This window comes from Neorhizobium sp. JUb45, from assembly GCF_004343585.1.
Lineage (GTDB): Bacteria > Pseudomonadota > Alphaproteobacteria > Rhizobiales > Rhizobiaceae > Neorhizobium.
Genome location: NZ_SLYW01000001.1, coordinates 181,448 through 206,140, shown reverse-complemented (window position 1 = coordinate 206,140; position 24,693 = coordinate 181,448). Strand labels below are relative to the sequence as shown.

19 protein-coding genes are annotated in these 24,693 nt (G+C 60.3%); 7 read left to right on the top strand and 12 right to left on the bottom strand.

The window, feature by feature from the left end:
- Positions 1 to 175 precede the first annotated feature (175 nt).
- Positions 176 to 2,248: a glycogen debranching protein GlgX gene (gene glgX, locus EDF70_RS00855; RefSeq protein WP_132272514.1), complete on the bottom strand. Its 2,073-nt coding sequence runs from the start codon at positions 2,246 to 2,248 to the stop codon at positions 176 to 178.
- 444 nt (positions 2,249 to 2,692) lie between these two features.
- Here glgX and EDF70_RS00845 point away from each other — a divergent pair, with 444 nt between their 5' ends.
- From EDF70_RS00845 to EDF70_RS00835, 3 genes are all read left to right on the top strand, one after another.
- The gene (locus EDF70_RS00845; protein WP_132271368.1) at positions 2,693 to 2,974 is read left to right on the top strand and encodes a hypothetical protein; all 282 of its coding nucleotides are present in this window, start codon (positions 2,693 to 2,695) and stop codon (positions 2,972 to 2,974) included.
- 575 nt (positions 2,975 to 3,549) lie between these two features.
- Positions 3,550 to 3,762 (top strand): hypothetical protein, encoded by a 213-nt coding sequence (locus EDF70_RS00840; RefSeq protein WP_132271367.1) that lies wholly within the window; start codon positions 3,550 to 3,552, stop codon positions 3,760 to 3,762.
- A gap of 29 nt (positions 3,763 to 3,791) precedes the next feature.
- Positions 3,792 to 4,349: a type 1 glutamine amidotransferase domain-containing protein gene (locus EDF70_RS00835; protein ID WP_132271366.1), complete on the top strand. Its 558-nt coding sequence runs from the start codon at positions 3,792 to 3,794 to the stop codon at positions 4,347 to 4,349.
- Between the two features lie 212 nt (positions 4,350 to 4,561).
- Here EDF70_RS00835 and EDF70_RS00830 read toward each other — a convergent pair whose 3' ends face one another.
- From EDF70_RS00830 to EDF70_RS00805, 6 genes are all read right to left on the bottom strand, one after another.
- Positions 4,562 to 5,620 carry a DNA topoisomerase IB gene (locus EDF70_RS00830; RefSeq protein WP_132271365.1) on the bottom strand — a complete coding sequence of 353 codons (1,059 nt, stop codon included), beginning with the start codon at positions 5,618 to 5,620 and terminating at the stop codon, positions 4,562 to 4,564.
- A gap of 75 nt (positions 5,621 to 5,695) precedes the next feature.
- Positions 5,696 to 7,396, bottom strand: coding sequence for a sensor histidine kinase (locus EDF70_RS00825; protein WP_132271364.1), 1,701 nt, complete (start codon positions 7,394 to 7,396; stop codon positions 5,696 to 5,698).
- Between the two features lie 291 nt (positions 7,397 to 7,687).
- The gene (locus tag EDF70_RS00820; RefSeq protein ID WP_132271363.1) at positions 7,688 to 8,794 is read right to left on the bottom strand and encodes an ABC transporter ATP-binding protein; all 1,107 of its coding nucleotides are present in this window, start codon (positions 8,792 to 8,794) and stop codon (positions 7,688 to 7,690) included.
- 4 nt (positions 8,795 to 8,798) lie between these two features.
- On the bottom strand, positions 8,799 to 9,683 hold the full coding sequence (locus EDF70_RS00815; protein WP_132271362.1) for a carbohydrate ABC transporter permease: 885 nt from the start codon (positions 9,681 to 9,683) through the stop codon (positions 8,799 to 8,801).
- Positions 9,683 to 10,597 (bottom strand): sugar ABC transporter permease, encoded by a 915-nt coding sequence (locus EDF70_RS00810; protein WP_132271361.1) that lies wholly within the window; start codon positions 10,595 to 10,597, stop codon positions 9,683 to 9,685. The genes EDF70_RS00815 and EDF70_RS00810 overlap by 1 nt, the downstream gene beginning before the upstream one ends.
- Positions 10,598 to 10,853: 256 nt before the next feature.
- Positions 10,854 to 12,104 carry an ABC transporter substrate-binding protein gene (locus EDF70_RS00805; protein ID WP_165931948.1) on the bottom strand — a complete coding sequence of 417 codons (1,251 nt, stop codon included), beginning with the start codon at positions 12,102 to 12,104 and terminating at the stop codon, positions 10,854 to 10,856.
- A 251-nt stretch (positions 12,105 to 12,355) separates the two neighbouring features.
- Here EDF70_RS00805 and EDF70_RS00800 point away from each other — a divergent pair, with 251 nt between their 5' ends.
- The gene (locus tag EDF70_RS00800; protein ID WP_132271359.1) at positions 12,356 to 13,414 is read left to right on the top strand and encodes a LacI family transcriptional regulator; all 1,059 of its coding nucleotides are present in this window, start codon (positions 12,356 to 12,358) and stop codon (positions 13,412 to 13,414) included.
- A gap of 172 nt (positions 13,415 to 13,586) precedes the next feature.
- On the opposite strand, the gene EDF70_RS00795 is transcribed toward EDF70_RS00800, so the two are convergent.
- From EDF70_RS00795 to EDF70_RS00775, 5 genes are all read right to left on the bottom strand, one after another.
- Positions 13,587 to 15,092 carry a tripartite tricarboxylate transporter permease gene (locus EDF70_RS00795; protein ID WP_132271358.1) on the bottom strand — a complete coding sequence of 502 codons (1,506 nt, stop codon included), beginning with the start codon at positions 15,090 to 15,092 and terminating at the stop codon, positions 13,587 to 13,589.
- 12 nt (positions 15,093 to 15,104) lie between these two features.
- Positions 15,105 to 15,566, bottom strand: coding sequence for a tripartite tricarboxylate transporter TctB family protein (locus EDF70_RS00790; RefSeq protein WP_132271357.1), 462 nt, complete (start codon positions 15,564 to 15,566; stop codon positions 15,105 to 15,107).
- A 275-nt stretch (positions 15,567 to 15,841) separates the two neighbouring features.
- Entirely contained in the window at positions 15,842 to 16,825 is a 984-nt protein-coding gene (locus EDF70_RS00785; RefSeq protein WP_132271356.1) for a tripartite tricarboxylate transporter substrate-binding protein, read from the bottom strand.
- Positions 16,826 to 17,154: 329 nt separating this feature from the next.
- Positions 17,155 to 18,501: a sigma-54 dependent transcriptional regulator gene (locus EDF70_RS00780; protein ID WP_132271355.1), complete on the bottom strand. Its 1,347-nt coding sequence runs from the start codon at positions 18,499 to 18,501 to the stop codon at positions 17,155 to 17,157.
- Positions 18,498 to 20,321, bottom strand: coding sequence for a sensor histidine kinase (locus EDF70_RS00775; RefSeq protein ID WP_348639711.1), 1,824 nt, complete (start codon positions 20,319 to 20,321; stop codon positions 18,498 to 18,500). The genes EDF70_RS00780 and EDF70_RS00775 overlap by 4 nt, the downstream gene beginning before the upstream one ends.
- 449 nt (positions 20,322 to 20,770) lie before the next feature.
- Here EDF70_RS00775 and EDF70_RS00770 point away from each other — a divergent pair, with 449 nt between their 5' ends.
- From EDF70_RS00770 to asnB, 3 genes are all read left to right on the top strand, one after another.
- Positions 20,771 to 21,250, top strand: a complete 480-nt coding sequence (locus EDF70_RS00770) for a DUF4126 family protein (RefSeq protein ID WP_132271353.1) — start codon at positions 20,771 to 20,773, stop codon at positions 21,248 to 21,250.
- Entirely contained in the window at positions 21,247 to 22,623 is a 1,377-nt protein-coding gene (locus tag EDF70_RS00765) for an FAD-containing oxidoreductase (RefSeq protein WP_132271352.1), read from the top strand. The genes EDF70_RS00770 and EDF70_RS00765 overlap by 4 nt, the downstream gene beginning before the upstream one ends.
- A gap of 104 nt (positions 22,624 to 22,727) precedes the next feature.
- A complete protein-coding gene (asnB, locus tag EDF70_RS00760) occupies positions 22,728 to 24,677 on the top strand; it encodes an asparagine synthase (glutamine-hydrolyzing) (RefSeq protein ID WP_132271351.1) in 1,950 nt (649 codons plus the stop codon).
- Positions 24,678 to 24,693: the final 16 nt, after the last annotated feature.

Genomic DNA, 24,693 nt, shown 5'->3' with positions numbered 1-24,693 from the left:
ATGACGCGTCTCCTTCGCGGAAGTCCTACCGAGAGGTGATCGCAAAATAAGGTGGACAGGGCAAGCCCACGCGCAACGTCATCCTCGGGCCTTCACCCGAGGATCTGATCACACGGTCACGAATTGAACGTAGCAGATGCTCGGGACAGGCCCGAGCATGACGTCGCGGAAAGGTTTAAGGCCGGCGGAACAGAACCAGGCTGCGGCCTTCCAGTTCAAAGTCCTTTTCCTTGGTGATCACCTGACCATGCAGTGAAAGATCCGCCGTGCTCAGTTCCAGCACCCAGCCGCCCTCGCCGAACTGCGGGATGCGGAACGGCACCGTGCCTTCGAACGGATTGAACAGCAAAAGCACATCGTGCCAGATGCCCTCTTCCTCCTTCAGGTCGCCACGGCCGAGATAAAGGCCAATCGTCGAGCCTTCCTCCCACTGTTCCGGGGTCTGGAAACCACCGCCAGCGTTGAACCATTTCACATCCAGCCCGTCGCGCCAGTTTTCGCGTCTGAGCAATGGCTGAGTCTGCCGGAGAGCGATGATCTGGCGCGTAAACTCGCGCAGCTCCTCGCAGCTCTCCGGCAGGTCCTCCCAGTGGACCCATGAAATGTCGCTGTCCTGGCAATAGCCGTTATTATTGCCCATCTGGCTGCGGCCGAATTCGTCGCCGGCCAGCAGCATCGGCGTGCCGTGCGAAAACAGCAGCGTGGCGAGAAAATTGCGCTTCTGGCGCTCGCGCACCGCATTGATGCCCTCGTCGTCGGTCGGACCTTCCTCACCGTAATTATAGGAACGGTTGTCGTTATGGCCGTCGTTATTGTCTTCGCCATTCGCCTCGTTGTGCTTCTCGTTGTAGGAAACGAGATCGTTCAAGGTGAACCCGTCATGGGCGGTAACGAAATTGACGCTCGACCACGGGCGACGGCCGCGCTGGTCGTAAAGATCGCCGGAGCCGAGAAGACGGGCGGCGAAATCGGTCGCCACGTTGTCGCCCTTCCAGTATTCGCGCACCGTATCGCGATATTTGTCGTTCCATTCGGCCCAGCCCGGCGGAAAACCACCGACCTGATAACCGCCCGGACCGATATCCCATGGCTCGCCGATCAGTTTTGTCTTCGACAGGATCGGGTCCTGCGTGACGGCATCGAAGAAACCACCGCGTTCGTCAAAGCCTTCCGGCTCGCGGCCGAGAATGGTGCCAAGATCGAAGCGGAAACCGTCCACATGCATGTGTTCGGTCCAGTAACGAAGACTATCCATCACCATCTGCAGCACGCGCGGATGCGAAGTGTTCACCGTGTTTCCGGTGCCGGTATCGTTGATGTAATAGCGATGCTGGTCCGGCAGGGTGCGGTAATAGGAAAAGTTGTCGATGCCCTTGAAGGACAAGGTCGGCCCAAGCTCGTTGCCTTCGGCCGTGTGGTTATAGACCACGTCGAGAATGACCTCGATGCCGGCATCGTGGAAGGACCGCACCATGTCGCGGAAACCGGCAATGCCGTTCGGCCCATAATAGCGCGAGGCCGGCGCGAAAAAGCCGATCGAATTGTAACCCCAGAAATTGTTGAGGCCCTTGTCCAGCAGATGCTGGTCCTGCGGGAATTCGTGGATCGGCATCAGTTCGACGGAAGTGATGCCGAGGCTCTTGATGTAATCCACCGTCGCCTTGTGGCCCATGCCCTCGAATGTGCCGCGCAGATTTTCAGGGATCGCCTTGTTGAGCTGCGTAAAACCCTTCACATGCGTCTCATAGACGATGGTCGCCGGCCATGAGATGTTGGGCGAAGCATCCTTGCCCCAATCAAAGCCGTAGGGGTCGATGACCCGGCATTTCGGCGTGTAGGGCGCGCTGTCCAGCTCGTTGAAGGTCAGATCCTTGTCTTCGGCAAGCAGGTCATAGGCGAAATGCGCCTCGTTCCACTTGAACTCGCCCACCAGTTCGCGGGCGTAAGGATCGATCAGCAGCTTGTTGGCATTGAAGCGATGGCCGGCTTCCGGTTCGAATTTGCCATGCACGCGGTAGGCATAAAGCTGGCCGGGCTTGAGGCCGGGGATATAACCGTGAAAGATCTCGTTGGTATATTCCGGCAGTGTCAGCCGGGCGATCTCGACGGAGCCGCTATTGTCGAACAGACAAAGTTCGACACGTTCGGCATGCGCGGAAAAGATCGCGAAATTGGTACCCTCACCATCGAAATTGGCGCCAAGCTGTGTCCACGATCCTGCTGTGATCTCGAAATTTTTCACTGTCATATCCATGCCGCGCCACTCTGGGTTCAAGTGAGGGGTTAGGGTCAAAACTCAATCAGGATAGCGGTTATGCAAGCCGTATTTTGTGCCTGAGTAGAAGGAGAGGTGCAGGAAATGCTCATCATTTTCAAACCTTTCCGACGCCCGCAGGCACAAAATACGGCTTGTCCGAAGGATTGGCGATGATGGGCCGACTGATCGCAAACAATGCTCGACAAGACCAAGAGGTCTTGTCTTGCGCTTGTTTGCTTCCATTCAATCCCATCATCGCCAACAGAACCGCTATCCTGATTGAGTTTTGACCCTAAGGTTCGGCCCAGTAATGATGCAGCGCGGCATTTCGTTCCGTCCGGAAATCGAAATACGGCAAAAAGCCGACGAGGCTTCCCTCGCCCGCCCTCTCCTCTATGTGCCGATGTGACAAACCACAGCCACAGGAGGACTGCCATGCCCGCACTCTCATCCGAAGAACTGGAAGGCCGGCTCAACGCCCACCGCGAATTGATGATCACCTGGCTGGCCGCCATGATGGGCGGCGAGGAAACAACAAAAGCGCTGCTGCACCGCCTGACCGAGGATGCGACCTTCAAGGATCACGAGGAAGATCCCGGCATCGCACCCGGCGAAGGTTTTGCCATCGAAACCGCGACGGCACGGGAAAGTCGCTCAATCGTGGAAACGGCGCGCGCCCGCATGAAGGCGCAGCAGAAACTCGACACGAGTAATTAGAGCGGTTCATTGTTAAATGGAATCGGTTCTGTTGGCTCAAACGGAGTTGGATGGTCGCATGGCTGGCGCGTGTCGTAGCCACAGCATACGGCCAAGCCGGCCATGCGATCAGCCGGCCCGTTTCAGCCAACCCGTAAGGGCCGGACATCTTTCCGCCGGGATCAGCGGCGATCGGCTCGCACGTACCCGGTGGTATGCACTTCGCCAATCGCCACTGCCCCGACGAAAACCTGCTCCGGCAGAACCGTTTCCATTTAACAATGAACCGCTCTAAGGCATTATTCACATATGTGGCAGCGCTCCACATATGTGGCGAATGTGTGGAACAGAAACGCGAGATCGTCGTTCTTTACTCACCAGTCAGGGAGTAAGAACAATGACCAAGGAATGGTTTGAAATCGCCAGCGTCGTCCTCGCAGTCGCCATGTGCGCCATGCTGGTCGTGCCGATCTGAGACATGCCCCGGCGATCCTTTCGATGGATCGCGCGCCGTTCCGATGGAACGTTTCTCCCGGCCCACGGTTAGCTCTTCATGGAAAAGGCATCAGACCTTTTCGGGCGACGGGAGAAACACCATGACCAATCTTTTTTCGAGCCATATCCTTTCGAGACTAACAGGTCTCTTAACTTTCGCTCGCACCCCGCGGCAGTTGAAAGCCGTGCCGGACCGTGAGCTTCATGTGGTCGTGCCGGAAGCAGTCAAGCTTCCGCTGCCGCGATCCTCTCGGGAAGAAATGAGCGTCCCGGCCTCCATCAACGGACGCGATCTTTCCACCGGCCGCCTTTGACGGCCGCAAAAACATAAAAGGAGAATTGCATGACGAAGATCAGTTCCGCCCGCATCCTCATTCTCGCGACCGACGGCTATGAGCGCTCCGAACTGCGCGTGCCACTCGAAGAACTGACGAGCAAAGGCGCTGAGGTGAAGATCGCGTCGATCAAGACCGGTGAAATCAAGAGCTGGGACAAGACAGACTGGGGTGACAGCGTCACGGTCGATCTTCAGGCCGCCAATGTCAACGCTGCGGATTTCGACGCGCTGGTTCTGCCGGGCGGCCAGATCAACCCCGACAAGCTGCGCGCCGATGCGAGCGCCATGAAGGTGGTGCGCGATTTCGTCAGAAGCGGCAAGCCGGTGGCGGCCATCTGCCATGCGCCATGGCTGCTGATCGAAGCCGACGCTCTGCGCGGTCGCAAGGCGACCTCCTACCCGTCGATCCGCACAGATGTGCGCAATGCTGGCGCATCCTGGAAGGACGAGGAAGTGGTGGTCGACAACGGCATCATCACCTCTCGCTCCCCGGATGATCTGGCCGCCTTTGTCGGCAAGATCGTCGAGGAAGTGCAGGAAGGTTTGCATAGACGCGCGGCGTGAAGCTGCCGCCAAGGTGAAATGAATGTAGCGCTCGCCGGTGATATGGCGGGCGTTTTTTTGTTTCGGGAGCACCCCAAACGGCCGTCATGCTCGGGCAGCGTCCCGAGCATCTGCTACGATGAGTGTGTGGTTACGGGGTCAAATCCCCGGGACAAGCCTCAGGAAGACGAAAGACCGGGACGTGCGCTCTCACTACTCACCATTCGCCCCCCTCACCCCACCAGCTTCAGAAACGCCAGCAATCGCCGCTCATCCGCCTTGAGGCTGCTGGTCTCCTTCTCCACCAGTTTTGGCGTCGCCATGATCTTTTCGAGTGGCGAAACATCCTCGGCCAACGCCAGAATGCCGGGGTGGATATAGCTGGAGCGGCACACGGCCGGCGTGTTCTGCAGCTCTTCCGATGCCGCCGCCGTCAGCATTTTGATCCGCACGATCTCGTTGGCCGACGCTGCCTTCCACGCCGCCATGAACGCGGCAAGGCTGCCGCCCCATGTGCGAAAAGTCTTGGCCGAAATCGGCAGGCCTGAAGCAGCGGCCAGATAGGCATTCAGTCGCCCGCTGTCGATGCCGCGCGGCACGCCATCGTCGTCCGGCCAGGAAAACAGCTGACGGCCCGGCAGGTCGGCAATGTCTTCGAGAATACGTTGCAGCCGCGGATGACGGATCGTGTGGCTGACGCGCTTGCCGCCCTTGGCGGTGAATTTCAGCACCATGCTGTCATCCGACAGTTTCATGTGCCGTTTCAGAAGCGTGGTGGCACCGTAAGTCTTGTTTTCCTTGGCATAGGCGCGGTTGCCGACACGCAGATGCGTGGCATCGAGCAGCGCCACCAGTGCGGCAATCACCGCCTGCGGACCATCAAGCCCTTCGGCCAGATCGCGTTGAACTTTCCTGCGGATTTTCGGCAAGGCCTCGCCGAACTCGATCATCTGATCGTATTTCAGCTCGCTGCGAAACAACTGCCAATCGGCATGGTAGCGATACTGTTTTCGCCCGCGGCTATCGAACCCGGTCGCCTGCAGGTGGCCTGTCGGATCGAGACAGATCCACACATTCTCATAGGCGGGCGGCAGGCCGAGCGAACCGATGCGCAGCTTGTGCGCCTGTTCGGCAAGAAGCGAACCGTCTGGCAGCTTGTAGGAAAAACCCTTGCCGCGCCGCAGACGCCGGATTCCCGGCTCGCTGTCGCTGACATAGGTCAGGCCGATGGTGGAGAGGATGGCGAGGCCCTCACCGGGCTCAGATACGGAAGTGGATGAATACGCGTCCATTCCCGCCAAACGGCGATGTCACCGGCTTGGTTCCGTCACATTCAGGTTAGCAGGCTGGCGATCGCGGCCGGTTGCTTATCCCAGCCGGGCCGCTTCCCGGCGACGATCTTCCGCGGTGCGCTCAAGCTGGTTGCGCGGTGCCGTCAGCGTCCATCGGAAACCCTCCACCGGATATTCCGCATCCGCCCTTCCGGCAAAGGCGGCAGAGGCATGACGTTTGATGATGGTGGTGCCGAAACCGGTCGATGATGGCGCACGAACCGGTGGCCCGCCGCTTTCCGCCCATACGAGTTTGAGCGTGCGCTCGCCGCTTTCCGAAGCCACATCGGACCACGAAATTTCGACACGGCCGTTCTGCGAGGACAGTGCGCCATATTTCATCGAATTGGTGGTCAGTTCGTGCAGGACGAGGCCAAGGTTCTGCACCGCCTCCGCCTTCAGCACAAAATCCTCGCCGCGCATGTCGACACGATCCAGCGTTTCGGAAAAATTCGCAAGATGGATTTCGACGACGCGGCGCATCGGCACACCGGCCCATTGCTCGCGCGCAAGCGCTTCGATGGAGCGGCCCAGTCCCTGCAGGCGTGTGCTGATCGCCTTCTGGAACTCTTCCATCGTCGTATCCTGCCGGGCAAGCTGGCGCATCATCGCCTGGATCAGCGTCAGAATGTTCTTGGTGCGATGCACCAGTTCATGCAGGATCAGGTGAATGCGGTCCTCGGCCTGGCTGCGATCGAACGAGGCGTTGGAAAGCGCAATCGCCACATGGTTCGCCTCGATGATCCTGGTTTCGACAGGCGAGACGATTTCCCCCTTGCCGATCCGGTCGGCCATCTCGGAAATCTGACGGATGGGAACGCGCAGCTGCCGCGCCACCAGCCAGGCGAAACCAAAGCCGATCAGCAGCAGCAATCCGCTGCCGGCGATCAGGTATCGCCATGTGCTGAGAATGCTCGCCTGCGCCGACGCAATCGGCCCCCAGACGATGACCCGCCATCCCCATTCGGGATGAATGTAAAAGCCATACATCTGCCGCGGCGAACCGCCGACATCCTCGATCGTGCCGTTCTGCCCCCTCATCAGCGACAGCGTATCGGCAGGGAACGGGCTTGCGACCGTCAAACCCGTCGCGCCATCCGCCACCACGATCTTGCCGGTCTGATCAAGCACCGCCACCGACCAGTCCTTTGGCAGGCCTTCGGTCGACAGCACATTCTTCAGGTCGGAAACATTCTGCGTCAGGATCAGCGCACCGATGTCACCGCGCGTGTCCTTGGGAAACGGCATGGTCACGTTGAAAACCCAGTTGCCGCTGGTCGCACCGCGAAAGACATCCGAAACTTCAGTGCGGCCAGAACGCAGAGCCGAGCTGAGTGCCGGCATATTGCCCATCTTGCCAAGCGCTGTTTCGAACGGCACGCGCGTATTCAAAAGAAGCTGGCCATCTTCGGCAACGAGAAGCGCGTAAAGCGAACTGCCGCGCAGGCTGGACTGGGTGCGACGATGGAAATCGGCAAACTGGCCGCGCTCGATCTCCGGCGAGGTGCTGAGCAGGCGCAATGTGGTGGACATGTCGCGCAGCTCGCGATCGATGGCACGACCGATGATCTGCGCATCTTCCGCGGTTTCGCTGTTGAGGATTTCGCGCTCGTTCTGCTCCAGCTGGAACATCAAAAACACGACGAAGGCGAGCAGTGGCAGAGCAATAACGGCGGCAAAAGCGATCAGGTAGGCGCCAATGGTCGCCTTGGGGAAAAGGTGTGAAAACCTACCCATCCAGTGCGCCCAACTCTTTCAAGCCAGACGAATGATTCGCGGCCCCCGCCATTCGCATTCCGATAGTCCTGACCCTCGTCCCGTCCAAAGAGGTTAACGTCTTCTATCCGAATTCGATCACGAGTCCAAGTTGGATTGTGTGCGATGCTCATGAAATTTGAATTTAGCGAAGAGACAAGCCTATAATTTGAAAGGATTTTTAGCGATCTCGCCCTGCACGGCCGGGCAAAACGCAAAAGGGAAGCCGCAGTATAACCGGCTTCCCATGACGGTCTACAAATACAGAAAAGACTAAAGACGCAACCCGCTCTGCGGATCGAAAACAACCGCCTTGTCGAGGTTGAAGGCAAAGCGGAACGTGTCGCCCGGCGCACAGGCCACTTCGGCACGGGTGCGGGCGGTAAAGTGTTTTCCGCCGAGTGCCGCCGTCACAAAGGTGTCCGATCCGGTCGGCTCGGTCATCGTCACCGGCGCCTCGATCTGGGCGACCGAGCGGGCCTGCGGATCGACCAGTCCGGTATCGGTGATCGCTTCCGGGCGAAGACCCAGCAGCACCGATTGACCATCCTTGAGCGCACCCGCAGTCACCGTCGGCGGCACCGGAACGCTGATATTCTGGTCGCCGAACAGCGTGATACGGGCCTCAGGCCCGGTGCCCACCACCTTGCCGTCCAGCATGTTCATCGCCGGCGAGCCCATGAAATCGGCCACGAACAGGTTGGCGGGCAGATTGTAGATTTCGGCCGGCGTGCCGACCTGCTGCACGGTGCCTTCCTTCAACACGACAATCTTGGTCGCCAGCGTCATTGCCTCGATCTGGTCGTGGGTGACGTAAACGATGGTCGCGTGCGTATTCTGGTGCAGAGACTTGATCTCGGCACGCACTTCAACGCGCAGTTTGGCATCGAGGTTGGACAGCGGCTCGTCGAACAGGAAGACACGCGGCTTGCGCACCAGCGCACGGCCCATGGCGACACGCTGGCGCTGGCCACCGGACAACTGGCTCGGGCGACGCTTCAGCAGGTGTTCGATCTGCAGCGTTTTCGCGGCAGCCTTGACCGATGCCTCACGCTCCGCCTTCGGCACGCCGCGCATTTCCAGCGCAAAGGCGATGTTCTCCTCCACCGTCATGTTCGGATAAAGCGCGTAGGACTGGAACACCATGGCGATATCACGCTGCGATGGATGCAGGTCATTGACCACCTGCCCGTCGATGACGATGTCGCCCGAGGTCAGCGGCAGCAGACCGGCAATGGCGTTGAGAAGCGTGGACTTGCCGCAGCCGGAAGGGCCGACGAGAACGAGAAACCCGCCCTTTTCCAGCTCGATATCGATGCCTTTCAGGACTTCGACAGTACCGATCTTCTTGCGCAGGTTCCTGATTTCAAGAAAGCTCATGGATTTATCCCTTGACTGCGCCGGCCATCAGGCCGCGCACGAAATAGCGTCCGGCGACGATGTAGACGAACAGGGTCGGCAGGGCGGCAAAGACGGCCGCGGCCATGTCGACATTGTACTCTTTCACGCCAGTGGAGGAGGCAACGAGGTTGTTCAGCGCCACCGTCATCGGCGAGGAACCGCCGGACGAGAAGGAGACGCCGAACAGAAAGTCGTTCCAGATATTGGTGAACTGGTAGATGACGGTGACGACGATGATCGGCCCCGAGGTCGGCAGCAGAATGCGCCAGAAGATGCGGAAGAACCCGGCACCATCCATCATCGCCGCCTTGATCAACTCGTCCGGAAACGCCTCGTAATAGTTGCGGAAAAACAGCGTCGTGAAACCGAGACCGTAGATCACGTGGACGAAAACGAGGCCGGTCGTGGTGTTGGCGATGCCCATCATGCCGAGCATGCGCGCCATCGGGATCAGCACCGCCTGAAACGGGATGAAGCAGGCAAACAGCATCATGCCAAAAATGATCTTGTGGCCCGGAAAACGCCACTTGGTCAGCACGTAACCGTTCAGTGCACCGAGCAGTGTGGAGATGATCACCGCCGGAACCACCATCTTGATGGAGTTCCAGAAATAGCCCTTGATGCCGGTGCAGGTGACGCCGATGCAGGCCTCGCCCCATGCCTTGGTCCAGGCCGCGATCGATGGCGATGCTGGCAAGGACAGCATGTCACCGCCACGGATCTCGTCGAGTGATTTCAGCGAGGTGGTCAGCATCACGTAAAGCGGCAGAAGATAGATGGCGGCGAGCAGGATGAGCAGGCCGTAAATCACCACGCGGGCGGTTTTGGCCGAGCCGCCGCTGACGGTTTCGTTGATGGCGCCGCTCATCAGCGTTTCTCCCGCAGTTCGGAATAGAGATAGGGCACGATGATCGCCGTGATCCCCATCAGCATCATCACCGCACTGGCCGAACCGACGGCCATCTGGCTGCGGGTGAACGTGTAGGAATACATGAAGGTGGACGGCAGTTCGGTGGCATTGCCCGGCCCGCCGCCGGTCAGCGCAATCACAAGGTCATAGGACTTGATCGCCATATGCGCGAGCACGATGAAGGCCGAGAGAAAAACCGGGCGCAGCATGGGAATGATGATGCGGCGATAGATCTTTGTCAGCGGCGCACCGTCGATCTGGGCGGCCTTGATGATCTCGCCATCGATACCGCGCAGGCCGGCCAGAAACATCGCCATGACGAAACCGGATGCCTGCCAGACACCGGCGATGACGACGGTGTAGATCGCCATGTCCGGGTTCACCAGCCAGTCGAATTTGAAACTCTCCCAGCCGAGATTGTGCATCGTGTTCTCGATGCCAAGGCCGGGGTTCAGAAACCATTTCCAGGCAGTGCCGGTCACCACGAAGGACAGCGCCATCGGATAAAGAAAGATCGGCCGCAATATCCCTTCGGCGCGGATGCGCTGATCCATCAGGATGGCGAGGCCAAGTCCGATGGAAATGCAGATGCCGATATAGAGCACGCCGAAAATGGCGAGGTTCTTCATCGCCATATACCAGTTCGGTTGCGACCACAGGCGCACATAGGCATCGAAACCAACCAGCTTGTAGACCGGCAGGATGCGCGAATTGGTAAAGGACAGATAGACGGTCCACAGGATGAAACCGTAGACGAACAGCAGGATCACCGCAAAGGACGGCGCCAGCACGAGCTTCGGCAGCCAGCCGCGCAGGCTGTCGGCGAAGTTTCGGCGCGGCGGCGAAGCGGTTGCCGGTTCGATTGTGGTCATGATGATCTCCGGCAGAGAAAATTTGCATGTTGGAGGGCGCGAAGAGAGCCCCTCACCAACAAAATCTGGCACTTAGCTGAAGCTAAGATGCCGATTTTGTATCCTCTCCCACAAGGGGAGAGGTAAATCGCTGATGGCGCGGCGCCCTTATCTCTCCCCTTGCGGGAGAGAAAGCGATTTCAGCACCTTAGCGTCAGCTAAGTGCTAGAAATCGCAAGTGAGGGGCTTCCCCCTCACCTGGATCCCAAACAGCCAATCACTTCGCAGCAGCAACCGCTTCCGGCAGACGCTTCAATGCCGTTGCCGTGTCGATCTGACCGTTCAGATGCTGGGTGATCACGTCGAACACGGCTTCCTTGATGGCGCCGGGCTGGGCGTAACCATGGGCCAGCGAACCGACCAGCGTGCCCGCCTTTGCAGCATCGGCGACATCCTTGATGCCCTTCTTGCCGCAATCGTCGAACTGGTCGCCGGGCACGTCGGTACGGGCCGGAACGGAACCCTTGACGGTGTTGAAAGCGATCTGGAAAGCCGGATCCTCAACAGCCGAAGCAAGCTTCATCTGTGCATCGCGCTTGGCGTCACCCACGTCGAACATCACGAACTGGTCGGCGTTGAACAGAACATTGCCCTGCGTGCCGGGGAAGCGCATGCACACGAAATCGGTGCCCGGCTTCTTGTTGGCGCGCAGCCATTCGCCCTTCGACCAGTCACCCATCTGCTGGGCGCCGGCCTTGCCTTCGATGACGAGAGCCGTCGACAGGTTCCAGTCACGACCGGAGAAATTGGGGTCGAAATAGGTGCGAAGCTTGGTCATCGTGTCGAAGACCTTCTTCATCTGGTCGCCCGAAAGAGCGGCCGGATCGAGGTCGATGACGGCTTTCTTGTAGAAATCCATGCCGCCGGTCGACAGAACGACGGATTCCCACAATGTGCCGTCCTGCCATGGCTGGCCGCCATGAGCGAGCGGCGTCAGGCCCTGTTCCTTGAACTTGTCGAGCAGCGCGATCAGCTCGTCGATGTTGGCTGGTTCCTTACCGCCAGCCTTGTCGAAGGCGGCCTTGTTCAGCCACAGCCAATTGGTGGAGTGCACGTTGACAGGTGCGGCGATCCAGTGACCGTCATATTTCGAAAACGCCTGCAGCGCTTCCGGGATGACCTTGCCCCAGCCCTGCTTTTCAGCGAGATCGTCGAGATTGCCAACGACGCCCTGTTCGGCCCAGTCGCGAATGTCGAAGCCGAGCATCTGCACGGCGGTCGGCGGATCACCGGAGGTGACACGGGCACGCAAAGCGGTCATGGCCTGCACGCCGGAACCGCCGGCAACCGGCATGTCCTTCCAGGAAACGCCTTCCTTGGCGAGGTTTTCCTTCAGCACGTTGAGCGCTGCGGCTTCGCCACCGGCGGTCCACCAGTGCAGAACTTCGACCTCTTCAGCAGCCTTGGCGCTACCGGCAGCCAACGCGATGAGTGCCGCGCCAGCTGCAAGCTGGGCGATAATACGCATATTCATGATCTCTCTCCCTCAAATCCGGGCTCCTCTCCGGATATGCAAATTTATAACGATACAACCATGGTCGCTGTCAACCCGCCAATTGCAGTTTGTCAAAAACCCGAAAAATGCCCCTAAATGTCTGAATTTCATCGAAATACACGGATCGACGAAAACAGAACTTGAAATATCAGTTGGCTTTTGCAACGTTTTCACAATGTCGTGCGGTCTCCAGCCAGCCGTGCGTCGTGGAGGAGGACTGCCTGATGCCGCTGGACGATCTTAAGGAGCGCCGTCCCGTACGTCGCGCAAAAGGCGCTGTGCGCGGAAGCGATGCCGCCAAACCAACATTGCGGACGATTGCCGACCTGACCGGCCTTGCTGTTACCACCGTGTCGCGGGCGCTTGCCGGCGCGCCGCAGATCGCGCTGGAAACGCGCCAGCGCGTGGCGCACGTGGCTGCCGAAATCGGCTATCTGCCGGATCGCGCCGCCCAACGCCTGCGCACCGGCCGCACGCAGGTGATCAGCCTGATCCTCGATCCGCACGAGGAAATTCTCGGCTACGCCACCTCGATGATCAACGGGCTGACGGCAGCGCTGCGCGGCACGCCCTACCACCTCGTCATCTCACCGCATTTTTCCGACAGTCCACAGATCGAACCGGTGGAACATATCCTGCGCAACCGGCTGGCCGACGGCATCATCTTCACCCGCACCCAGCCGATGGACGACCGGGTCAAACTGCTGATGCAGAACGATTTTCCGTTCATCTGTCATGGCCGCACAGAACTTGCGACACCGCATCCCTTCGTCGATTACGACAATTACGATTTCGCCTACCGGGCGGCCAAGAAGCTGATCGCCTCGGGCTGCGCAAAACTGGCGATCGTGCTGCCACCCGACACCTTCACCTTCTCTCACCACATGCGCCACGGTTTCATGACGGCGGTGCGCGAGGAAGGCGTCGGCTACGAGATCGCCACCGGCATTTCGCTGGACAGCAAGTCCGACGATATCCGCCGCTATTTCGACCAGCGCCTGCACCAGTCCTCGCCGCCGGATGGCTTTGTCTGCGGCGGCGAAGTGGTGGCCATGGCGATCATGGCAGCCTGCCACGACCACGGGCTTCTGCCCGGCCGCGAGGTGGATTTTGTCGCCAAGCAGACATCGGGTCTGTTCGACCAGATCCGGCCACGCGTGGAAACGATCTACGAGGATTTGTCCGAGGCAGGGCTGCTGATGGGGCAGATGCTGTTGCGGCGGATTGCTGGACCGGTGCCGGTGGAGGAACTGCAGCATTTGCAGAGGCTGGCTGAGGAATAAAAAATCGGACCTCGACGGCCAATCCGGCTCGCATGTTTTCGTCATCCTCGGGCCTGTCCCGAGGATCTGACCACGCCAAAAATATCAGGCGGTCGCAGATCCTCGGCACAAGGCCGAGGATGGCGGAGGAGAGGTTTTCGACCTTCCCGACCACCTGCGCCGAGCCAAACCCTCAATCCTCTTCCTGAAACACCGTTTCGCGCTTTGCCTTGACGCTTGGCAGGAAGACGATGACCAGAACAGCCGCAGCGATGAACAGCAATCCGGCGCTGATCGGCCGGGTGATGAAGGTCGTCGCATCACCGCGCGACAGGATCATCGCACGCCGCAGGTTCTCTTCCAGCAAAGGCCCGAGTACGAAGCCGAGCAGAAGCGGTGCCGGTTCGCAGCGCAGTTTTACCAGCACGTAACCTATGAAACCGAAAAAGGCGACGGCATAGAGGTCGTAGACATTGGACGAGACGCTGTAGACCCCGATCGAGCAGAACGCCATGATGATGGGGAAGAGCACGTAGTAGGGAATGGTCAGAAGCTTCACCCACAGCCCGATCAGCGGCAGATTGAGGATGACCAGCATCAGGTTGCCGATCCACATCGAGGCGATGATGCCCCAGAACAGAGCTGGCTGTTCGGACGCCACATTCGGGCCGGGTACGATACCCTGGATGATCATCGCACCGATCATCAGCGCCATCACCGGGTTGGCCGGAATACCGAGCGTCAGGAGCGGGATGAACGAGGTCTGCGCACCGGCATTGTTGGCGCTTTCGGGGCCTGCAACACCGGCAATCGCGCCATGACCGAACTCTTCCGGGTGCTTTGAGACCTTCTTTTCGATCGTGTAGGACGCGAAGGCCGCAAGGATCGCCCCGCCGCCCGGCAGGATACCAAGGATGGAGCCGACCGCCGTGCCGCGCAGCACAGGTGCGATCATCGCGCGAAAATCCTCTCGGCTCGGCATCAGTCCGCTCACCTTCGACATCAGCACCGTGCGGGTGCTTTCGTTTTCCAGATTGCGCAGGATTTCCGCGACGCCAAAGATACCGACGGCGACGGCGACAAAGTTCAGCCCGTCGGAGTATTCGCGAATGCCTAGCGTGAAGCGCGGCGTGCCGGAATAGATGTCGGTGCCGACAAGGCCTAGCAGAAGGCCGAGCGACACCATGGCCAGCGCCTTGATGATCGAGCCATGCGCCAGCGCGATGGAGGAGACGAGGCCGACCACCATCAGCGAGAAATATTCGGCGGCGCCGAATTTCAGCGCGATCACGGTGAGCGGCGGCGCAAAGATGGCGACAAGAAAGGTGGAGACGGTGCCGGCGAAAAACGAACCGATGGCGGCGATCGCCAGTGCCGCACCGGCCTTGCCCTTGCGGGCCATCTGGTAGCCATCGATGGCGGTGACGGCGGATGAGGATTCACCCGGCATGTTGATGAGGATGGCGGTGGTGGAGCCGCCATATTGCGCACCGTAATAGATGCCGGCGAGCATAATCAGCGAGGAAACCGGCTCCAGCTGGAATGTGATCGGCAACAGCATGGCGATGGTGGCGGTGGCGCCGATGCCCGGCAACACGCCGATCAGCGTGCCGAGCAGCACGCCGATCAGGCAGAAGAACAGGTTTTCAAGCGAGGTTGCGGTCGAAAATCCGAGCGCGAGATTGTCAAAAAGTTCCATGTCGCGCTGATCCTAATAACCGAGCCAGGGGCCGACGAGACGGAACGGCAGACCGAGCCCGTAGGTAAAAACCAGGATGGAGAAAAACGTCACAGCCACCGAAAGCGCCAAAGCCGGAAGCGGCTTCATCCGCGTCGAGGCAAAACAGGCGACGAAGGCGGAAATGAACAGCGCCGGACCAAAACCGAGGCCGCGCACGGTGATGCCGAACAGGATGGGAGCGGCGAGAATGAAGATCATGCCGCGCCAGGCGATACCGCTGATCGGCTCATGTTCCACCCGCAGCGACTGCACCAGAATGATGCCGCCGAACAGGATGAGCGCGAGCGCCAGGATGAACGGGAAATACCCCGGCCCCATGCGGAATGCCGTGCCGAGTTCCAGATCCAGCGACTGAAGCGCGAAGAAGATGCCGATGCCGACGAAGATCAGCCCGCAGATGAGATTGGTTCTGTCGAATTTCAGGGAATTCATGGTGTCTCCAAACTATGCATTGGACTGCACATCAGATCTCACCAGACCAAGGACCTTGCCCCTCACCTGCAATTTCTAACACTTGGCCTTGAGGCCAAGATGTTGAAATTGCTTCCTCTCCCACAAGGGGAGAGGTAATGCGCGGCGAGTTCGGCACCCCTCCCTCTCCCCTTGCGGGAGAGGTTACAAAATCACGGCCTTGGCGCAGCCAAGTCGTAGATTTTGTTGGTGAGGGGCTAGGCCACTTGGACGGGTCAGATGACCGAAACCGGCCCTCAGTCCGCGTACTGACCAGCCGCCTTGATGACCGGTTCCCAGCGGGCGATTTCGCTTTCCAGCTTTGCCTTCAGCGCAGCCGGCGTGCCATCGGCCTCCGGCGAAGGCAGCGTGCCGAGTTCGGCGAAACGCGACGCGATGTTCGGGTCCTTCAGAGCCACCTGCAACGCCTTGGACAAGCGATCATTGGCCTCTTTCGGCGTGCCCTTCGGCGTGTAGATGCCGTGCCAGATGCCCACCTGCATGGCGGGAACACCTTCTTCGGCAACCGTCGGGATATCCTTGAAAATGGCCAGACGCTCCGGCGAGGTGACGGCGTAAGCCTTGATCGTGCCACCCTGGATCTGCTTGGTGGTGTTGGTGGTCTGGTCGCACATGATATCGACCTGACCGCCCAAAAGGTCGGTCATGGCCGGGCCGGTGCCCTTGTAGGGCACGGTGACGAGCGGCGTTTCGATGGCCGACATGAACAGCATGCCGCAGAGATGCGAGGCAGCGCCGATACCGGCATTGGCCACCGTCACCTTGTCGCTATTGGCCTTGGCATATTCCACCAGACCCTTGAAATCCTTGACGTCGAGATCCTTGCGGGCAACGACGGTCATCGGCACGTCGGTAACGAGGCCGACATATTCGAAGGCGTTCAACGTGTCATAGGGCAGCTTGCGGTAAAGCGTGGCGCTGGTGGCCATGCCGATATGGTGCAACAGCACGGTATAACCATCGGCATCCGCATTGGCGACACGACCGGCACCGAGCGTGCCACCGGCACCGCCGACATTTTCGACGACGATCTGCTGGCCGAGATCTTTCGACATGGATTCAGCAACGAGGCGCGCCACCGTATCGGTCGGGCCACCGGCCGCGAATGGCACGACCATGGTGATCGAGCGTGACGGAAAAGTCTGCGCAAAGGCAGCAGACGCGATGACGCCAGCGGCGGCAAAAACCGTCGCGCCCAAAATCGTATTCAGGATTTTCATTGTTACCCTCCCAGATAAACCGAACCGGACGGCCACGGCTCCTCCCGCTTCGTCCGAATGGTTCATCTGTCCGCAGCTTGTTCGGCCTGCGCAATCAGCCGCTTCGCGCTTGCCGGTTTTTCAAGAGGTTCAGTGGGGGTAATGGGTGGAGTTTCACCCATAGCGCGCATGACATGGGTGGATTTCGACACATTTGGGATTAGCGGATCGACTGCCGAAAACAAATTGGGTGAACGAGGACGGCGCCACGGTCTCCCTTCTATCTCCCCCACATGGGGGGAGATCGGATGGGCGCACCGTCCCGGTAATGTAGCAAAACCGTATGCCCCCTACTCCGCACCCAGCAATTTCTTGTCCAGCCCATGCCGCTGCATCTTCTCGTAAAGCGTCTTGCGGGAAATGCCGAGCTGTTCGTAAACCGGTCGCAGCGCCCCGCCATGCGCGGCGATGGCATCGGCAATCACGGTGCGCTCGAACGCCGCCACCCGTTCCGCCAGCCGTCCATCCGGCGATTTAGCAGAGCCCGAAATATCACCTGGATTGAGATCAAGCCCGAGCACAAGCCGGTCAGCGGCATTGCGCAATTCACGCACATTGCCCGGCCAGTCGCGCTGCGAGACAGTAGAGAGCAGCTCGTGCGAAATCGGCTGATCCTCGCGACCATACCGCGCCGCCGCCTCCCGCACCAATTGCAGGAACAACAACGGAATATCCGCCCGCCTTTCCCGCAAAGACGGCACATGCACGGTCGCGACATTCAACCGGTAGAGAAGATCGGCACGAAAACGCCCGGCCAGCACCTCGGCCTCAAGATCGACCTTGCTGGTGGCGATGAAACGCACGTCGAGTTCCACCGTCTCATTGGAGCCGAGCCGGTTGATCACCCGCTCCTGCAGCACCCGCAGGAATTTTGCCTGCAGATCGAAGGGCATGGAGCCGATCTCATCGAGCAGGATGGTCCCGCCCCGGCCATGCTCGAATTTGCCGTAACGCGACCGAAGCGCGCCCGGAAACGCTCCCGGCTCATGGCCGAAAAGCTCGCTTTCGATCAGGTTTTCCGGCAGTGCCGCGCAGTTGATGGCGACAAACGGCCGGTTGGCGCGCGGGCTGACATCGTGAAGCGCCCGCGCCACCACTTCCTTGCCCGCCCCGGTCTCGCCGATCACCAGCGTATCGGCATCGGTCGCGCCGATGGCGCGGATGGCGTAACGCAGGTCCACCATGGCTTGCGTCCGGCCCGGCAGCCGGGCTTCGAGATCGTCGCGTTTGCCGGCCACAGCCTTCAGCCGACGATTTTCCAGCACCAGCGCGCGGCGGTCGAGTGCGCGACGGATGATGCCGGCCAGATGTTGGGCGGTGAAGGGTTTTTCGAGAAAATCATAGGCGCCCTCACGCATCGCCTTCACGGCCAGCTGCACATCGCCATGGCCGGTAACAAGGATGACCGGAATTTCCGCATCGAGTTCGCGGATGCGGTGCAGAAGTGTCATGCCATCCAGCCCCGGCATGCGGATATCGCTCACCACGATACCGTCGAAACTGAAACCGGTCAGTTCCAGCACATGATCGGCATTGGAGAAGGTCTGCACATGCAGGCCCGCCAGTTCCAGCGCCTGGCTGGTGGAGCGCCGCAATTCCTCCTCATCGTCGATCAGAAGCACACGCTGCTCGCTCATTCGGCGGCCCTCCCGATGGCGGCATCGGCAGAGGTCAGCTCAATGGCAAACACCGCGCCGCCGTCCGGATGATCGGTGGCAACAAGGCTGCCGCCAAAATCCTTGACGATATTGTAGGAGATCGACAGGCCAAGCCCCAGCCCCTTGCCGACACCCTTGGTGGTGTAGAACGGATCGAAGATGCGCTCGCGAATGGCGGCGGGTACGCCCGGACCGTGGTCACGCACGCAGATCACGACACGCCCGTCATCGCTGCGGGCAGCCGAAACGATGATACGCCGGTCCTCCAGCCCCTCGATGGCATCGGCGGCATTGGTGATGATGTTGACCAGAACCTGCTGCAACCGCACCGCGCCGGCCAGCACCACCGGCGGCGGACTGTCCATCTCGATCGTCAGTGCCGCATCGGCAGCGCGTAGACGTGCATCGACGATTTCCAGCGTGTCGCGCATCACGTCATCAAAGGAAACCACCGACAGTTTTTCCTCCGGCTTGCGGGCAAAGTTGCGTAAGTGGCGGCTGATCGAGGCCATGCGATCGATCAGCGCCGAAATGCGCCGCAGATTGTCGCTCGCCTCACCCGGACGCCCGCGCTCGATCAGCAGTGCCGCGCTATCCGCATAGGTTTTGGTGGCCGCCAGCGGCTGGTTGAACTCGTGGCTCAGCGCCGCCGACATCTGGCCTAGCCCCGCCAGTTTTCCGGCCTGGATCAGATCCGCCTGCGTGCGCCGCAACCGCCGCTCCGTCAGCCGCCGTTCGGCGATTTCCTGTTTGATCTGCCCGTTGACGCGGGCAAGATCGGCGGTGCGTTCCTCCACCCGCCGCTCGAGGTTTTCCTGCGCTTCCGCCTGCAGCTTGATGCGTTCCGCCAACCGCATGCGCCGCTGCACCAGAATGGCGCCGCCGAGAAAGGCGAGGCAGACGAGCAGGATAGCGACGATGGTGGAGTTCTGCGCCTGCGCCCTGACCGACGCCGTGTCCATCAGCACCGCAACAGTCCATCCCGCTTCCGGCATAAGCTGCGACAGAACCAGAAACTCCTTGTCGGCCCCCTCTTCGGAAATCGACAGCATGGCATGCTCGCCATCAAAGCCACGCTGCACCGGCAGTTCCCGCAGCACCGCATCGGAATACCGGCGGGACGCCTTGGTATTGGCCAGCCGCTCCGGCGTCAGCGGCAGAACACTGCTGTACAGCCAGCGCGGCGTGCCGGTCATGAAGATGATGCCTTCGGGGTCCGACACGACGATGCGGCTGTCGCCATCACCCCATGAGGCTTCGATGCCGTCGATATCCACCTTAAAGACGATGACGCCATAGATGGTGCCGCCGATTTCGATGGGCGAGGAGAAATAATAGCCGCGTTTCGCCGATGTGGTGCCGAGCGCATAAAAGCGCGACTGATGCCCGGCTGCCGCCTCCTGAAAATAAGGTCGGTAACTGAAATTTTCGCCGACAAAACTGGTGGCGCTGTCGAAATTGCTGGCGGCGACCGTGACGCCGTCCATGGTCATCACATAGATGTCCGAGGATTTCAAAAGCGCATTGATGTCCTTGAGATAGAGATTGGTGGCATCGCGCAGAGCCGGATTGGCGGGATCGATGATCAGCGCCTCGACATCCTCATGATCGGCGATCAGCGCCGGCAGCGCCTCGTAACGGCGCAGATGCCCGTCGAGCGCCGAGACGGCAAGCCGCAGCGTCGTGCCCGCCTGTTCGGAGGCCTCTCGCATGTAGCTACGGCTGGCGACATGGCTGCCGTGCAGGATCAAGGCCAGCACCACGGCCGCCAATCCGCCGAAGATCAGGATAAAACGTATCTTCAAGAAAGCCCGGGCTCCTCCTCCCGCACTCGTCAGAAACCGCATTGTAATGAAGACGTGACGATTGTCACCACACCCGGAAAACGACCGGAGATTTGACGATTGAAAAATGCAGCTTTCGCGCGAAGCTGAATGGTGGTTATGTTGGGCGAGTTTTCTTGGCCGTTGAGGGCCGACGCAATTGGAATTGAGGTGGTGGCGCTTGCTCCCGATAATCTCCCCCCTTGAGGGAGAGATGTCACGATAGTGACAGAGGGGGGTAAGCGACGGGGCGGCATATCGAGCGGCAAAGGTCTTGCCGAGACAGTACCCCCCTCTGCCCTGCCGGGCATCTCCCCCTCAAGGGGGGAGATCGGCTGGACGCACCCTCCCGCGTTCCATCTGCGATACGCGTGACCATTGCGGTGGGTCAGGACGCATAATCTTTTGAAACGGAGTGGTATCGCATGACATATCTGCTTGCGCTTCTTATCGGTGTGGTGGCTGGCCTCAGAGCCATGACCGCGCCTGCCGCCATCAGCTGGGCCGCCTGGCTCGGCTGGCTCAACCTGTCGGGCACATGGCTGTCCTTCCTTGGGTCGTTCTGGGCCGTCGCCATCTTTTCCGTGCTGGCCGTGGTCGAGCTGGTGACCGACCAGCTGCCCTCGACACCCAGCCGCAAGGTGCCGCAGCAATTCGGTGCCCGGCTTGTCATGGGCGCGCTGACCGGTGCTGCGATCGGGGCCGGCAGCGGCATGTGGATTGCCGGACTGGTTGCCGGCGTCATCGGTGCGGTGATCGGCACCTACGGCGGGGCGGCCGCGCGCGCAAAACTTGCCGCCGCCTTCAAAAAGGACCCGCCGGCAGCCTTCATCGAAGATGCGATTGCCATCATCGCCGCCTACCTGATCATTTCCGCCATCCCGGCAGCATTGGTCGCCGCATGACGCAACAATTCGATGCCATCATCATCGGCACCGGTCAGGCCGGGCCTTCGCTCGCCGGTCGCCTGACCGATGCAGGCCAGACGGTTGCCATCGTTGAGCGCAAACTGGTCGGCGGCACCTGCGTCAATACCGGTTGCATGCCCACCAAGGCGCTGGTCGCCAGCGCTTACGCCGCACACCTTGCACGTCGCGGTGCCGATTATGGCGTGACGGTCGGTGGCGAGATTTCCATCGACATGAAACGGGTCAAACAGCGCTCGCATCAGGTGACGCTGAATGCCCGCAACAACAACGAGACATGGCTGCGCGGCATGCAGCGCTGCACCTTCATCGAGGGCCATGCCCGGCTGGAAAACGCCAATACGGTGCGCATCGGTGACGAGGTGATCACCGCCCCGAAAATTTTCCTCAATGTCGGCGGCCGTGCCACCATTCCGGATTTTCCCGGCATCGATGAAGTGCCCTATCTCACCAACACCTCGATCGTCATGCTGGAACGGGTGCCGAAACATCTGGTCGTGATCGGCGGCAGTTATATCGGGCTGGAATTCGCGCAGATTTACCGGCGTTTTGGCGCAGAGGTCACCATCGTCGAAAAAGGCCCCCGCCTCGTCTCTCGCGAGGACGAGGACGTCTCCGATGCCATCCGCAACATTCTCGAAGCGGAAGGCATCACGGTGCGCACCGGTGCGGAATGCATCCGTTTTCGCCCGCATAAACAGGGTGTGGCGGTGGACGTAAACTGCACGAAAGGTGAACCGGAAGTGATCGGTTCGGAGGTTCTGCTCGCCGTCGGCCGCCGCCCCAATACCGACGACCTCGGCCTCGACAAGGCCGGCGTGAAGACGGATGCGCGCGGTTACATCAAGGTCAATGACGATCTTTCCACCAGCGTCGAAGGCATATGGGCGCTGGGGGATTGCAACGGCCGCGGCGCCTTCACCCACACCGCCTATAACGATTTCGAGATCGTCGCCGCCAATCTGCTGGATGGCGAGAACAGAAAAGTCTCCGACCGCATTCCCGGTTACGCGCTTTATATCGACCCGCCGCTTGGCCGTGTCGGTCTGACGGAAAAGCAGGCGCGCGAAACCGGCAAAAACATCCTCGTCGGGACAAGGCCCATGAGCCGCGTCGGCCGCGCCATCGAAAAGGGCGAGACGTCAGGTTTCATGAAGATCATCGCCGATGCCGACACGCGCAAAATTCTCGGAGCCTCCATTCTCGGCACCGGCGGCGATGAAGCCATCCATGGCGTGCTCGACATGATCAATGCCAGCGTGCCCTACGATACCTTGCGCTGGGCGGTACCGATCCACCCGACCGTCTCGGAGCTATGGCCGACGCTGATACTCTCGATGGCCAAGATTTAAGGATCGGGTAACTTAATTTTACGTCTGTCCGGGACGGTTTATTAAAATTAACCGGCCCTCCAGCCGGGTTTGCTTAAGTAAACTCTGGTGTTGGAGTAATGGTCATGTGCGGATTTGCCGGCTTTCTGGGTGATGGCGTGCCGATGGAGCAGTCGCAGGGGCTGCTGACGTCGATGGCGCAGGCGATTGCCCATCGCGGCCCGGATGAACGCGGCATCCAAACCCTCCCCGGTCTCGGCCTTGCCCATGTGCGCCTGTCGATCGTCGGCCTCGGTGATGGCCAGCAGCCGATGTCACTCACCGAAGGCGATGACGACCTCACCATCGTCTTCAACGGCGAGATCTACAACTATGTCGAACTGCGCGATGAGCTGAAGGCCGCCGGCCACCGGTTCAGAACCGGCTCGGACACGGAAGTCATCCTGCATCTCTATCAGGCTTTTGGTGATGACTGCCTGCAGCGCCTCAACGGTGATTTTGCCTTCGCCATCTGGGACGGACGCCGCCACCGCATGCTGCTCGCCCGCGACCGCATGGGTGTCAGGCCGCTGTTTTATGCACAGCGCAACGGCACGTTCTATTTCGCATCGGAAGTGAAGGCGCTGTTGCAGGTGCCCGGCATCGTCGCCGAACTCGATCCTTTTGCGCTCGACCAGATCTTTACGCTGTGGGCGCCGATAGCGCCGCGCACCGCCTTCCGCGATATCTTTGAACTGGAACCGGCGGGCCGTATCATCATCGAAAACGACCGTGTCGATATCCGCCCCTATTGGGCACCGCAATTTGCCGATGCCGGCGATCATGTCGCTATGAACGAAGACGAAGCCGTTGAGGAACTGCGCGCGCTTCTGACCGACGCCACGCGCCTGCGCATGCGCGCCGACGTGCCGGTCGGCGCCTATCTTTCGGGCGGGCTGGATAGTTCGCTGATCACGGCGATCGCAGCGCCGATGGCGCCGGCCGGCCTCAGCACCTTTTCCGTCACCTTCGACAGCCCCGAACATGACGAAAGCCTGCACCAGATGGCGGTGGCCATGGCGCTCGGCACGCTGCACAACGCCATCACCTGCGGCCCCGCCGAGATCGCCGGCAGTTTCCCGGATGTCATCCGCTTCACCGAGCGGCCGATCATTCGCACCGCCCCGGCTCCCCTCTTCCAGCTGTCCGGCCTCGTGCGCGAAAGCGGCATGAAGGTGGTGCTGACCGGCGAAGGCGCCGACGAGGTGTTTGCCGGTTACGACATCTTCAAGGAAGCCAAGGTGCGGCGTTTCTGCGCCCGCCAGCCCGGATCAAAAATCCGGCCGCATCTGTTCAAGAAACTCTATCCCTACCTGCCCGGCCTGAAACAGCAGTCGGCGGGTTATCTCTCTGCCTTCTTCGGCACCACCAAGGACAGTCTCGATGATCCGCTGTTTGCGCTGCGCCCGCGCCTGCGCAACACCGGCTCGGCCAAAAATTTCTTCTCCGACAGCCTGAAACAGCAGCTTGCCGGTTACAATGCAGCGGATGAACTCGTGTCACGCCTGCCTGCCGATTTCTCGCGTTGGCATGTGCTCAACCAGGCGCAATATCTGGAAATGCGGTTCCTGCTGCCGGGCTACATTCTATCGAGCCAGGGGGACCGTATGGCCATGGCGCATGGCATCGAGGGGCGCTTCCCGTTCCTCGACCATCGCCTCGTCGAATTCGCCAACCACCTGCCGCCCAGCCTGAAGCTCAAAGGGCTGGAGGAAAAGCATATCCTTCGCCGCGTCGCCCGCGATCTGCTGCCACCTGTTGTCGCCAACCGGCCAAAACAACCGTACCGCGCGCCCGACAGCGCCTCCTTCATGCCTTCCTCCGGCCAGACCTATGTTCCGGCCGTCATGAACGAAACGGCGATTGCAGAGGGCGGATTGTTTGATCCGCAAGCCGTTGCCATGCTCGCCCGCAAATGCATGGCCAAACCGGCCAGCGGCTTCCGCGACAATGCCGCCTTTGTCGGCATTCTTTCGACCCAGCTGTGGCATCAGGCTTTTGTCACGCCGGCTGTCGATGCATCGCAAGCGGCGTGATAAATCGGTATTTCAA

Coding starts and splice junctions, on each gene's coding strand:
- EDF70_RS00815 (WP_132271362.1), bottom strand. CDS start 9,683: ATGAGCGGCGCCATCAACGAAACCGTCAGCGGCGGCTCGGCCAAAACC.
- EDF70_RS00790 (WP_132271357.1), bottom strand. CDS start 15,566: ATGAATTCCCTGAAATTCGACAGAACCAATCTCATCTGCGGGCTGATC.
- EDF70_RS00795 (WP_132271358.1), bottom strand. CDS start 15,092: ATGGAACTTTTTGACAATCTCGCGCTCGGATTTTCGACCGCAACCTCG.
- EDF70_RS00805 (WP_165931948.1), bottom strand. CDS start 12,104: ATGCGTATTATCGCCCAGCTTGCAGCTGGCGCGGCACTCATCGCGTTG.
- EDF70_RS00780 (WP_132271355.1), bottom strand. CDS start 18,501: ATGAGCGAGCAGCGTGTGCTTCTGATCGACGATGAGGAGGAATTGCGG.
- EDF70_RS00810 (WP_132271361.1), bottom strand. CDS start 10,597: ATGACCACAATCGAACCGGCAACCGCTTCGCCGCCGCGCCGAAACTTC.
- asnB (WP_132271351.1), top strand. CDS start 22,728: ATGTGCGGATTTGCCGGCTTTCTGGGTGATGGCGTGCCGATGGAGCAG.
- EDF70_RS00825 (WP_132271364.1), bottom strand. CDS start 7,396: ATGGGTAGGTTTTCACACCTTTTCCCCAAGGCGACCATTGGCGCCTAC.
- EDF70_RS00765 (WP_132271352.1), top strand. CDS start 21,247: ATGACGCAACAATTCGATGCCATCATCATCGGCACCGGTCAGGCCGGG.
- EDF70_RS00830 (WP_132271365.1), bottom strand. CDS start 5,620: ATGGACGCGTATTCATCCACTTCCGTATCTGAGCCCGGTGAGGGCCTC.
- EDF70_RS00835 (WP_132271366.1), top strand. CDS start 3,792: ATGACGAAGATCAGTTCCGCCCGCATCCTCATTCTCGCGACCGACGGC.
- EDF70_RS00770 (WP_132271353.1), top strand. CDS start 20,771: ATGACATATCTGCTTGCGCTTCTTATCGGTGTGGTGGCTGGCCTCAGA.
- EDF70_RS00845 (WP_132271368.1), top strand. CDS start 2,693: ATGCCCGCACTCTCATCCGAAGAACTGGAAGGCCGGCTCAACGCCCAC.
- EDF70_RS00820 (WP_132271363.1), bottom strand. CDS start 8,794: ATGAGCTTTCTTGAAATCAGGAACCTGCGCAAGAAGATCGGTACTGTC.
- glgX (WP_132272514.1), bottom strand. CDS start 2,248: ATGACAGTGAAAAATTTCGAGATCACAGCAGGATCGTGGACACAGCTT.
- EDF70_RS00840 (WP_132271367.1), top strand. CDS start 3,550: ATGACCAATCTTTTTTCGAGCCATATCCTTTCGAGACTAACAGGTCTC.
- EDF70_RS00785 (WP_132271356.1), bottom strand. CDS start 16,825: ATGAAAATCCTGAATACGATTTTGGGCGCGACGGTTTTTGCCGCCGCT.
- EDF70_RS00800 (WP_132271359.1), top strand. CDS start 12,356: ATGCCGCTGGACGATCTTAAGGAGCGCCGTCCCGTACGTCGCGCAAAA.